The organism is Rhodopseudomonas parapalustris, from assembly GCF_053772255.1.
Genome location: NZ_JAMKBZ010000012.1, coordinates 65,106 through 75,957, shown reverse-complemented (window position 1 = coordinate 75,957; position 10,852 = coordinate 65,106). Strand labels below are relative to the sequence as shown.

Genomic DNA, 10,852 nt, shown 5'->3' with positions numbered 1-10,852 from the left:
CGAGCCCAGGAAAGACACCCCCGTGATGACCCGCGCCATCGACGCGATCAGCGGCAACACCACCCAGTTCGCCACCGCGATGATCGGCGGCCAGTTGTTCGGCCTGCCGATCAGCCGGGTGCAGGACGTGTTCATGCCGGAACGGCTGACCCGGGTGCCGCTGGCCCCCGACGACGTCGCCGGCGTGCTCAACCTGCGCGGCCGGATCGTCACCGCGATCGACATGCGGGCCCGTCTCGGGCTGCCGAAGAACCAGGACGGCAAGCCGCCGATGGCGATGGGCGTCGACCTGCGCGGCGAATCCTACGGCCTTCTGATCGACTCCATCGGCGAAGTCCTGACCCTGCCCGACGAGGGCCGCGAGACCAACCCGGTCAACCTCGATCCCCGCATGGCATCCTTCGCCAACGGCGTCCACCGCCTCGACGGACAGCTCATGGTCGTCCTCGACGTCGACAAAGTCCTCGAAATCGCAAACCAACGTATCGCTGCTTAACGGCCGAGGTGATCTCGGCTTAACCGCACGAACTGCCCATCCGGGCGCGAACTGACAGAGGCAGAAAATGAAGACATGTCTGGTAGTCGACGATTCGAGCGTGATCCGGAAGGTCGCGCGCCGCATCCTCGAGGGCCTCGACTTCGAGATCGTCGAAGCCGAAGACGGCGAGAAGGCGCTCGAAGCCTGTAAGCACGGGCTGCCCGATGCCGTTCTGCTCGATTGGAACATGCCGGTGATGGACGGCTACGAGTTCCTTCGCAATCTGCGCCGGATGCCGGGTGGCGATGCGCCCAAGGTGGTGTTCTGTACCACCGAGAACGATGTCGCGCACATCGCGCGGGCGCTGCATGCCGGCGCCAACGAGTACATCATGAAGCCGTTCGACAAGGACATCGTCACGGCGAAGTTTCAGGAAGTCGGCCTGCTCTGACAGGGGTCGGAAGGCCTGTTTTGGCGCCGCGTTCGGGGACGCGACGGGGAGTACAAGTATGCGTTGCGTCGGTGTTCTATGAGCGTAGCTTTGGCAGGTAGTCCCGCTACGAATTCGGCGCAATACGAGCCGTTGCGCGTGATGATCGTCGACGACTCTGTCGTCATCCGCGGCTTGATCTCGCGCTGGGTCGAAGCCGAGCCCGACATGGTGGTGGCTGCCTCGCTGCGCACCGGGCTCGACGCCGTCAATCAGCTCGAAAGGGTGAAGCCCGACGTCGCGGTGCTCGATATCGAAATGCCCGAGCTCGACGGCATTTCGGCGCTGCCGCAACTCCTCGCCAAGAAGCGCGATCTCGTGGTGATCATGGCGTCGACGCTGACCCGCCGCAATGCGGAGATCAGCTTCAAGGCGTTGTCGCTCGGCGCCGCCGACTACATTCCGAAGCCGGAGACGACCCGCGAGCCGCAGGCCGCCGATATCTTCAAGCACGATCTGTTGCAGAAGATCCGATCGCTCGGCGGTCGGGTCCGGCGCCGTGCATCGGCCGCGACTGCTGCGCCGGCGATCGCACGCGAACCGCATCCGGCTCCGCTTGCGCCCGCCGCGCCCGCGACCCCAACCGTTGCGAGCCAGGCCGCGCTGGTGAAGCGCTCGTTCGGCCCGACCGCTCCGCGCGTGCTGCTGATCGGTTCGTCGACCGGTGGGCCGCAGGCGCTGATGTCGGTCGTCGCCGAGATCGGGCCCGTGATCGACCGCTTCCCGGTGCTGATCACGCAGCACATGCCGCCGACGTTCACCACCATTCTGGCGGAGCACCTCGCGCGCGCCAGCCGCCGTCCGGCGCACGAAGGCGTCGACGGCGAGGCGATCAAGCCCGGCAACATCTATCTCGCCCCCGGCGGCAAGCACATGCGCGTCGTCAAGCAGGGCGGCAATCCGGTGATCGCGCTCGACGACGGGCCGCCGGTGAATTTCTGCAAGCCGGCTGTCGATCCGCTGTTCATGTCGGCGATCGACGTCTGGCAAAGCGGCATTCTCGCGCTGGTGCTGACCGGCATGGGGTCGGACGGGATGCGCGGCGGTAAGGACATCGTCGCTGCCGGCGGCAGCGTGATCGCCCAGGACGAAGCCTCCAGCGTGGTCTGGGGCATGCCCGGCGCGGTCGCCAATGCCGGCGTCTGCGCGGCGGTGCTGCCGCTCAATCAGATCGGCTCGAAGGTGGTGCGGCTGTTCGCGGGAGATCGGTCATGAACCCGGCCGATTACGAGTACCTGCGCAAGCTGTTGAAGGAACGGTCCGGCCTCGATCTGTCGGCCGACAAGCAATACCTCGTGGAGAGCCGGCTGTTGCCGTTGGCGCGCCGGTTCGGCCTCGGTGGAATTGCCGAGCTGGTGCAGAAGATGAAGGGGATGGGCGCTGAAGCCCTGATCGCCGACGTCGTCGAGGCGATGACCACCAACGAGACCTTCTTCTTCCGTGACAAGATGCCGTTCGATCATCTGCGCGACGAGATGCTGCCGACGTTGCTGCAGGCGCGCGCGGCGCGGCGGTCGTTGCGGATCTGGTGCGCAGCCTCGTCCACCGGCCAGGAGCCGTATTCGATCGCGATGACGCTGAAGGAGCTCGGTCCGGCGGTCGCCGGCTGGCGGTTCGAGATCATCGCGACTGATCTGTCGCCGCAGGTGTTGGCGAAGTCGAAGTCCGGGCTGTTTAGTCAGTTCGAGGTGCAGCGCGGCCTGCCGATTCAGCTTCTGGTGAAGTACTTCAAGCAGGCCGGCGAGGTGTGGGAGCTCAGCCCCGAGATCCGCGCCATGGTGCAGCACCGCCAGCTCAATCTGCTGCAGGACTTCTCGTCGCTCGGCACCTTCGACATCGTGTTCTGCCGCAACGTGCTGATCTATTTCGATCAGGCCACCAAGGTCGGGATTCTGGAGCGGATCGCCAAGCGGCTCGAGCCGGACGGCTACCTCACTCTCGGTGCCGCCGAGACCGTGGTCGGCTTGACCGAAGTGTTCAAGCCGCACCCGTCGCGTCGCGGCGTGTATCTGCCGAACCTGAAGTCGTCGCCATCGATCGTGCCGGCGTTTTCGGCGAACTCCGCGCTCAGCAGCCTGCGAGCTGGCTGAGGCCGGTTCTGGGCGTTCGCAACACCCCTCTCGTTCGTCATTGCGGGTTCGCTCACTTGGTGAGCGTCCTGGAATGAATCGGGAAGGCGCGAACGGCCCGGCACTGTTCCCAAAAACAAGAACCCCGCCATTTGCGGCGGGGTCAAGGACCACTCGGAAGGAGAGCGCCGGATGGCGCTCCTGGGTAAACTGGGTCAGGCCGGGATGCGCACGTCGTCCTCGGTCGGCTCGCGCAGCACGTAACCGCGGCCCCAAACGGTCTCGATGAAATTGCGGCCGTCGGAGGCGTTGGCGAGCTTCTTGCGCAGCTTGCAGATGAAGACGTCGATGATCTTCAGTTCCGGCTCGTCCATGCCACCGTAGAGGTGGTTGAGGAACATTTCCTTGGTCAGGGTGGTGCCCTTCCGCAGGGAGAGCAGTTCCAGCATCTGATATTCCTTGCCGGTCAGATGCACGCGCTGGCCGCCGACTTCGACGGTCTTGGTGTCGAGGTTGACGACGAGATCGCCGGTCTGGATCACCGACTGGGCGTGACCCTTGGAACGGCGGACGATGGCGTGGATGCGCGCGACCAACTCGTCCTTGTGGAACGGCTTGGTCATGTAGTCGTCGGCGCCGACGCCCAGCCCCTTCACCTTGTCCTCGATGCCGGCGAGGCCGGACAGGATCAGGATCGGGGTTTTGATCTTGGAGACGCGAAGCTGCTTGAGAACGTCGTAACCGGACATATCCGGCAAGTTCAGATCAAGCAGGATGATGTCGTAGTCGTACAGCTTGCCGAGGTCGACGCCTTCTTCTCCGAGATCCGTCGTGTAGACATTGAAACTCTCGGATTTGAGCATCAATTCGATCGACTGCGCAGTGGCGCTGTCATCTTCAATCAGCAATACGCGCATGCCAGTCCCCTCTAAGCGCCGCTACGGGCGTCAGGCGTCCGCACACTTGCGGCACTGGAAACGCCTTTGAAGAACTGATTCGGATCCTGACGAGGAATGGTTAACAAAAACTGATTCGGCTCCGCAAGGTCCTGTCGTGCAATTTTTGTCGAATCGCACTAAGGTGTTGCGGTAAAGCAGTTTTTTGCTGACCGGCCCCTTCAAGTTCCACATTAAGAGTCGGGGCTAACCGACTCTTTCGACTCACCCTTCATTCTGATGGGCGAGCGTGCTCAGCTACCAAAGACAGTGACGCAATGATTAACGATGCGGGTAAACACGAAGTTAAGGTGACAGCCCCCGCGTCGAGGAACTTAAGAGTTTCGCAATGAAGGCCCTTGCGGAACAGATCGGCGACATCGACAGCGTCAATACGTATGGACGTGTCGTCGGCGTTCGCGGATTGATGGTCGAGATCGCCGGGCCGATCCATGCGATGAGCGTTGGTGCGCGGATCGTTGTCGAGACCGGAGCCCACCGATCGATCCCTTGCGAAGTGATCGGGTTCACCGGCAACAACGCCATCGTGATGCCGTTCGCCGGGCTCGAAGGCGTGCGCCGCGGCTGCCGCGCGATCATCGCCAACGCCGCCGCGCAAGTGCGCCCGTCGCCACATTGGCTCGGCCGCGTCGTTAACGCTTTGGGCGAACCGATCGACGGCAAGGGGCCGCTGGTACAAGGCCCGTCGCCGATGTCGTTCCGTAACCAGCCGCCGCCGGCGCATTCGCGCAAGCGGGTCGGCGCGCCGTTGGATCTGGGTGTGCGGGCGCTGAACACGTTTCTCACCTGCTGTCGTGGGCAGCGCATGGGTATCTTCGCCGGTTCCGGCGTCGGTAAATCGGTGCTGTTGTCGATGCTCGCCCGCAACGTCGATGCCGCGGTATCGGTGATCGGGCTGATCGGTGAACGTGGCCGCGAGGTGCAGGAGTTCCTGCAGGACGACCTCGGCGAGGAGGGCCTAGCGCGCTCCGTGGTGGTGGTGGCGACATCGGACGAGCCCGCGCTGATGCGGCGTCAGGCGGCTTATCTGACGCTGGCGATCGCCGAATACTTCCGCGACAACGACAAGGACGTGCTGTGTCTGATGGACTCGGTGACGCGCTTTGCGATGGCGCAGCGTGAGATCGGGCTGTCCGCGGGCGAGCCGCCGACCGCCAAGGGCTATACGCCGACGGTGTTCACCGAGTTGCCGAAGCTGCTGGAACGCGCCGGCCCAGGGCTCGGCGAGGGCACTATCACCGGCATCTTCACCGTGCTGGTCGACGGCGACGATCACAACGAGCCGGTCGCGGACGCGGTGCGCGGCATTCTCGACGGCCACATCGTGATGCAGCGTGCGATCGCCGAGCGCGGCCGCTACCCGGCTATCAACGTGCTCAAATCGGTGTCGCGGACGATGCCGAAATCGGCCGACCCGGCCTATCTGCCGCTGATCAAGCGGGCGCGGCAGATCATGGGGACCTACGCGGATATGGAAGAGCTGATCCGGCTCGGCGCCTATCGTCCAGGCTCCAGCGCCGAGGTCGATGAGGCGGTGCGACTGCACGAGCCCCTGGAAGATTTTCTGCGCCAAGGCAAGGACGAAGCGACCAGCCTGCAGTCGGGATATGCGCAATTGGAGCAGATCCTGAGTAATTCGGAAACGGAACGCTAACTTTGTCCGGTCATCATCCTTGGCACATCAATCGATTTGCCGCTTGCCCCTGCGTGGCGGGCCGGTGATGTCCCGCGTTGAATTGGGACTTCTGGGGAGTACGAGTCGATGAAGTCACGTGACACGCTGATCCGCCTGAAGAAATTTCAGGTCGACGAGCGGCGCAGACGGGTTGCCCAGATCGAAGCGATGATCGCCGATTTCGAGCGGATGTCCGCCGATCTCGAGCGCGAAATCGTCACCGAGCAGGAACGCGCCGGTATCGCTGATCCGACCCACTTCGCCTATCCGACCTACGCCAAGGCGGCGATTCAGCGCCGCGAGAACCTGACCCGGTCCGCCGACGAGCTGCGCGTGCAGCTCGAAGAGGCGCGGGGCCAGTTGTCCGAGGCGTTCGACGAGATGAAGAAGGTCGAGCTGCTCGACGAGCGCGATCAGGCCCGCGAGCGTGCCGAGGAAAGCGCCCGCGAACAGGCCGATCTGGACAGCATTGGCTTGATGCGGGCCAGGCTCGGCGGCGCCGGCGCCGTCGTCTGAGTTCTCCCATCGGCGCGTCGAGATAAAATGCCCGGGCCGCACGGTCCGGGCTTTTGTTTGGTGTATCCACAAAGGCCGCTGTGCCGTGGTGAATCTCTGCGCTGCAAGCTATGCTGGCGCGGTTCGGGCCGCTCGGTTCGGACGGGGACGTGGCCGCAACGGCCATGGTGAGGTCTCGGAATGCTATCGCCTGCTGAGTTGGTTTCGCTGATCGCCGCGGTCGCAGAGCGCGATCAGGACGCGTTCCAGCGACTCTACGAAGCGACCCGGGCGAAACTGTTCGGCGTGGTCCTCCGTATCTTGCGGCGACAGGATCTCGCCGAAGAAGTCATCCAGGACGCCTACGTCAAGATCTGGAACAACGCCGCGCAGTTCGATTCCAAGGTCGCTTCGCCGATCACCTGGATGGCGTCGATCGCGCGCAACCGGGCGATCGACGTCGTGCGCAAGCGCGGCGAGGTGTCGATCGAGGAAGAACCTGCCGCCAACAATGTGGCGGCGGAGACACCGGACCCGCTCGCGCGCCGTGAGATGACCGAGGAACTGAAGCGGCTGCTGGAGTGCATCGGCCGGCTCGAGCCGGATCGGCAGAAGCTGGTGCTGCTGGCGTACTACAACGGTTGGAGCCGGGAGCAACTCGGCGCCAAGTTCGGTGCGCCGGCCAATACGATCAAGACCTGGCTGCGCCGCAGCCTGCTGGATGTTCGGGGGTGTTTGGGACTGACCTGATGGCCCATAGCGAAGACCATAGCGCGCTCGCCGCCGAATACGCGCTCGGCACTCTCGACGCCGCCGAACGGGCGGAAGCCGAGACGCTGATCCGTAGCGACGCGGAATTCGCGGCGCTGGTGACGGCGTGGGAGTACAAGCTCGGCGCGCTTAATCAGATGGTCGGGCTGGTCGAGCCGCGTGCCGAGGTATGGGATCGGATCAAGGCGGCGATCGCCGCCGAGTCACAGCGCGCGCCAGTCTCGCCGCTGGCTGCGCCGCATGCAGGTGCCGCGGCTGCGGGAGCGCTCGGTGCGCCGGGAGAGCCGATCTTGCCACGTCCCGCCAACGACCATGGTCCCGTTCCCGCGAGCGAGTCGACCGAACTCAGTCCGGAATCCAAGCGCGTCGTCCACTTCGCCAAGCGCGCTTACGTTTGGCGCGGCCTTGCCATGCTGTCGAGCGCCGCGGCGGCGGTCCTGTTGCTGGTGGTCGGCGCACAGGTGTATCAGCCGGATGCGCTCCCCGATGCCTTGCGTCCACCGGTCCGCACCAAGGTGGTGACCGTCGAGGCGCCGCCGCCGTCGATTCCGGCGCAGTACGTCGCGGTGCTGCAGAAGGACGGCGATGCGCCGGCGTTCATCCTCACCGTCGACGCGGGCACCAAGACGTTCACGGTGCGCCGGGTCGCCGCCACGCCCGAGCCCGGCAAGAGCTACGAACTCTGGCTGGTGTCCGACAAGCTGCAGAAGCCGCGTTCGCTCGGCGTGATCGGCGGTCACGACTTCACCGTCAACCCGGTGCTGTCCTCTTTCGATCCGGAGCTGGTCAACAAGGCCACTTATGCGGTGACGGTCGAACCGGAAGGCGGTTCGCCGACCGGGGTCGCGACCGGTCCGATCGTGTTCACCGGCAAGCTGGTGGAGAGCGTCCCGTCGGAGCCGACACCGGCTGCGCCGCCGAAGTAGTTCATCCGGCGTTTCGATCAGTGGCCAATAATTCTGACTGATGACGGAGCGAATGCAGGGATGCTGGTATCAGCGTCCTCGCCATTCGATCAGCGTCGCACAAAAGAAAAACGCCCGTGGGGAGCGGGCGTTTTCCTCGGGTCGTCACTTGGGGTGAGTGCGACCTCCTCAGCTCACGCGTTGGCCAGGGGGGCTATCCGGCATGCGTGAAGGCTGGAACTCTCATCGGATCGCCTCAGCGGATCACCATGGTCTCCGCCTTGCTGATCGCCATCGGCTTGCCGGCTTTGATCACCTTCGCGGTCTGGGTGTAGCCGTCGTCGGCGCCAAGGCGTGCAGTGATCCCGAGACCCGCCACCGCGATCCCCGCGACCAGAGCCACGGCCACGACCTTCAAGTGGGTGGTGCGATCGGCACTGTAGATCGAATGGTTCATTCGGAGCCTCCTGGTGTCTTTTTTTCCACCCTCGGAAATTCGTGTTTGCGATCCCGAAGCAGGTTCAAAGAACTCACGCAGAAAACGTAGGAAATCGCTCGGACGTTCCGTAGAGGTCATCACAAGCGCGTGAATAACAGTGATAGTGCGCGAGAATGCAGTGCGAAACACTGACCTAACTTACTGAAAATTAATCAGATCGAGGGCGATGCGGACAATTTGAACGATTTCGCCGCCGTCGGTCTGACGATACCTGTTTGCTGCAAGAGCTCTTGTCTGTTGCTCAAAAGTCGCGCAGCCGACGTTGCAGTGCGGCAGCGCGGAACCGATTGGTCAGACGCTGCCGACGGTTTTCAGCCGGGCCCGCGGATGGATCTCGGCCTGCGACATCACAGTAGTCTGGGCGCGGAACCGTTCGACCAGTGAGCGGACAAACGGCCGGATCGAAGCCGACGTCACCAGCACCGGTGCCTCGCCTTCGCGGGCGGCCTGTTCGAATTTGTCGCGCACCGCGGTCATGAATTCCGACAGTTTCGACGGCGCCATCGCCAGGGTGCGCTCTTCGCCCTGGCCGATGATCGATTCGGCGAACGCCTGCTCCCATTTGGCCGACAGCGCGATCAGCGGCAGGTAGCCGTTGTAGGAAGTGTTCTGCGCACAGATCTGGCGCGCCAGCCGGGCGCGGACGTGCTCGACGATGGTCGACGGATTGCGTGAGAACGCCAGCGCCTCGGCGACGCCTTCCAGGATGGTCGACAGGTCGCGGATCGAGACCCGCTCGGCGAGCAGCAGCTGCAGCACGCGCTGGATGCCGGACACGGTGATCTGGCTGGGCACGATGTCCTTGACCAGCTCGCTCTGCTCGCTCGGCAGGTCTTTGAGCAGCTTCTGAGTTTCGCCATAGGACAACAGGTCGGACATGTTGGCCTTGAGCAGCTCGGTCAGATGCGTCGACAGCACCGTGGCGGCGTCGACCACGGTGTAGCCCTTCAGGGACGCCTCTTCCTTGAAGTTGGCGTCGACCCAGGTCGCGGGCAGGCCGAAGGTCGGCTCGGTGGTGTTGATGCCCGGCACCGTCACCTGTTCGCCGGCCGGGTCCATCACCATGAACTGGTTCGGCCAGATCCGGCCGGTGCCGGCGTCGACCTCCTTGATCTTGATGACGTAGGTGTTGGCCTCGAGCTGGACGTTGTCGAGGATGCGCACGGCCGGCATCACGAAGCCCATCTCGATCGCCAGCGAGCGGCGCAGCGCCTTTATCTGCTCGGTTAGGCGGTCCTGGCCGTCAGGGCCGTTGACCAGCGGCAAGAGCGCGTAGCCGAGCTCGATCTTCAGATCGTCGATCTTCAGCGCTGCGGCGATCGGCTCCTCCGCCGCGGAAGCGGCCGCCGCAGCGGCAGCGGCTGCTTCCGGCGCGGCTGCGGCCAGCGCCGCATCGGCGCCGACCTGCGCCTTGCGCTTGCCCGCCTTGAACGCGAGGTAGCCTGCGCCGCCGCCGAGCGCGAGAAACGGCAGCGTCGGAATGCCCGGCAGGGCCGCCAGTACCAGCATCACCGCAGACGCCATGCCCAGCGCCTGCGGATAGCCCGACAACTGGCCCATCATCGCCTTGTCGGCCGAGCCGGAAATGCCCGCCTTCGACACCAGCAGGCCCGCCGCGGTCGAGACGATCAGCGCCGGGATCTGCGTCACCAGGCCGTCGCCGACGGTGAGCAGCGTATAGGTGCGGCCTGCTTCGCCGAACGACAGCCCTTGCTGCATCACGCCGATGACGATGCCGCCGATCACGTTGATGAACACCACCAGCAGGCCGGCAATGGCGTCGCCGCGAACGAATTTCGAAGCACCGTCCATGGCGCCGAAGAAGCCGCTCTCGTCCTCCAGCTCCTTGCGCCTGGCTTTCGCGGTGGCTTCGTCGATCAGGCCGGCCGATAGGTCGGCGTCGATTGCCATCTGCTTGCCGGGCATCGAATCCAGTTGGAAGCGCGCCGCGACTTCGGCGATACGGCCCGAACCCTTGGTGATGACCACGAAGTTGACGATGATCAGGATCGTGAACACGATGATCCCGATCACGAAATTGCCGCCCATCACGAAGCCGCCGAACGCCTCGATGACGTGACCGGCGGCCGCGGTGCCTTCGTGGCCGTGCGACAGGATCAGGCGGGTCGACGCCATGTTCAGCGACAGCCGCAGCATCGTCGAGATCAGCAGCACGGTCGGAAACGACGAGAATTCCAGCGGCGCCTGAATGAACAGCGACGTCATCAGGATCAGGATCGACAGCGTGATCGAGATCGCCAGGAATAGGTCGAGAACGACTGCCGGCAACGGCAGGATCAGCACGACCAGGATGGTCAGCACGCCGATCGCCAGCGCCAGGTCGCCGCGCCGCAGGATCGCGATCATCTCTTTGATGCTGGGGATGCCGGATCCTGTGCCCTGGCCGACCGTGGTGTCCGTCATGTCCGTCGCCATCTCTCGCGTGTGTCGCTTGCCGCTGGGGCCGACGTGAGGCACCGCACTGGCGTCCACGGGGGATTCCCCCATGTTCGC

General features: G+C 64.3%; 11 protein-coding genes. 8 read left to right on the top strand and 3 right to left on the bottom strand.

What is annotated here, in order from left to right; translation table 11 throughout:
• Positions 1-25 precede the first annotated feature (25 nt).
• The 4 genes from M9H71_RS12695 to M9H71_RS12680 all read left to right on the top strand — a co-directional run bounded on the left by M9H71_RS12695 (position 26) and on the right by M9H71_RS12680 (position 3,058).
• Positions 26-496 (top strand): chemotaxis protein CheW, encoded by a 471-nt coding sequence (locus M9H71_RS12695; protein ID WP_455405412.1) that lies wholly within the window; start codon positions 26-28, stop codon positions 494-496.
• A 67-nt stretch (positions 497-563) separates the two neighbouring features.
• A complete protein-coding gene (locus M9H71_RS12690; protein WP_455405350.1) occupies positions 564-929 on the top strand; it encodes a response regulator in 366 nt (121 codons plus the stop codon).
• 78 nt (positions 930-1,007) lie between these two features.
• The gene (locus M9H71_RS12685) at positions 1,008-2,183 is read left to right on the top strand and encodes a protein-glutamate methylesterase/protein-glutamine glutaminase (protein WP_455405349.1); all 1,176 of its coding nucleotides are present in this window, start codon (positions 1,008-1,010) and stop codon (positions 2,181-2,183) included.
• Complete coding sequence (locus tag M9H71_RS12680) at positions 2,180-3,058, top strand: CheR family methyltransferase (protein ID WP_455405348.1); 879 nt, start codon at positions 2,180-2,182, stop codon at positions 3,056-3,058. Before M9H71_RS12685 ends, M9H71_RS12680 begins: the two co-directional genes overlap by 4 nt.
• Before the next feature lie 194 nt (positions 3,059-3,252).
• On the opposite strand, the gene ctrA is transcribed toward M9H71_RS12680, so the two are convergent.
• A complete protein-coding gene (ctrA, locus tag M9H71_RS12675) occupies positions 3,253-3,954 on the bottom strand; it encodes a response regulator transcription factor CtrA (RefSeq protein ID WP_011442789.1) in 702 nt (233 codons plus the stop codon).
• Positions 3,955-4,321: 367 nt separating this feature from the next.
• On the opposite strand from ctrA, the gene fliI reads away from it, so the two are divergent.
• The 4 genes from fliI to M9H71_RS12655 all read left to right on the top strand — a co-directional run bounded on the left by fliI (position 4,322) and on the right by M9H71_RS12655 (position 7,860).
• On the top strand, positions 4,322-5,647 hold the full coding sequence (gene fliI, locus M9H71_RS12670; protein ID WP_164606414.1) for a flagellar protein export ATPase FliI: 1,326 nt from the start codon (positions 4,322-4,324) through the stop codon (positions 5,645-5,647).
• A 108-nt stretch (positions 5,648-5,755) separates the two neighbouring features.
• Positions 5,756-6,184, top strand: a complete 429-nt coding sequence (gene fliJ, locus M9H71_RS12665; RefSeq protein ID WP_164606413.1) for a flagellar export protein FliJ — start codon at positions 5,756-5,758, stop codon at positions 6,182-6,184.
• A gap of 180 nt (positions 6,185-6,364) precedes the next feature.
• Complete coding sequence (locus tag M9H71_RS12660; RefSeq protein ID WP_164606412.1) at positions 6,365-6,913, top strand: sigma-70 family RNA polymerase sigma factor; 549 nt, start codon at positions 6,365-6,367, stop codon at positions 6,911-6,913.
• Positions 6,913-7,860 carry an anti-sigma factor gene (locus M9H71_RS12655; RefSeq protein ID WP_455405347.1) on the top strand — a complete coding sequence of 316 codons (948 nt, stop codon included), beginning with the start codon at positions 6,913-6,915 and terminating at the stop codon, positions 7,858-7,860. Before M9H71_RS12660 ends, M9H71_RS12655 begins: the two co-directional genes overlap by 1 nt.
• A gap of 235 nt (positions 7,861-8,095) precedes the next feature.
• On the opposite strand, the gene M9H71_RS12650 is transcribed toward M9H71_RS12655, so the two are convergent.
• Together M9H71_RS12650 and flhA are read right to left on the bottom strand one after the other, a co-directional pair.
• Complete coding sequence (locus M9H71_RS12650; RefSeq protein WP_455405346.1) at positions 8,096-8,296, bottom strand: hypothetical protein; 201 nt, start codon at positions 8,294-8,296, stop codon at positions 8,096-8,098.
• A gap of 333 nt (positions 8,297-8,629) precedes the next feature.
• Positions 8,630-10,831, bottom strand: a complete 2,202-nt coding sequence (gene flhA / locus M9H71_RS12645; protein WP_455405345.1) for a flagellar biosynthesis protein FlhA — start codon at positions 10,829-10,831, stop codon at positions 8,630-8,632.
• Positions 10,832-10,852: the final 21 nt, after the last annotated feature.

What these genes read in the sequence shown, in the direction of transcription:
- ctrA (WP_011442789.1), bottom strand. Translation starts at nt 3,954, where the DNA reads ATGCGCGTATTGCTGATTGAAGATGACAGCGCCACTGCGCAGTCGATC.
- fliI (WP_164606414.1), top strand. Translation starts at nt 4,322, where the DNA reads ATGAAGGCCCTTGCGGAACAGATCGGCGACATCGACAGCGTCAATACG.
- M9H71_RS12685 (WP_455405349.1), top strand. Translation starts at nt 1,008, where the DNA reads ATGAGCGTAGCTTTGGCAGGTAGTCCCGCTACGAATTCGGCGCAATAC.
- M9H71_RS12655 (WP_455405347.1), top strand. Translation starts at nt 6,913, where the DNA reads ATGGCCCATAGCGAAGACCATAGCGCGCTCGCCGCCGAATACGCGCTC.
- fliJ (WP_164606413.1), top strand. Translation starts at nt 5,756, where the DNA reads ATGAAGTCACGTGACACGCTGATCCGCCTGAAGAAATTTCAGGTCGAC.
- M9H71_RS12650 (WP_455405346.1), bottom strand. Translation starts at nt 8,296, where the DNA reads ATGAACCATTCGATCTACAGTGCCGATCGCACCACCCACTTGAAGGTC.
- M9H71_RS12695 (WP_455405412.1), top strand. Translation starts at nt 26, where the DNA reads ATGACCCGCGCCATCGACGCGATCAGCGGCAACACCACCCAGTTCGCC.
- M9H71_RS12680 (WP_455405348.1), top strand. Translation starts at nt 2,180, where the DNA reads ATGAACCCGGCCGATTACGAGTACCTGCGCAAGCTGTTGAAGGAACGG.
- M9H71_RS12660 (WP_164606412.1), top strand. Translation starts at nt 6,365, where the DNA reads ATGCTATCGCCTGCTGAGTTGGTTTCGCTGATCGCCGCGGTCGCAGAG.
- M9H71_RS12690 (WP_455405350.1), top strand. Translation starts at nt 564, where the DNA reads ATGAAGACATGTCTGGTAGTCGACGATTCGAGCGTGATCCGGAAGGTC.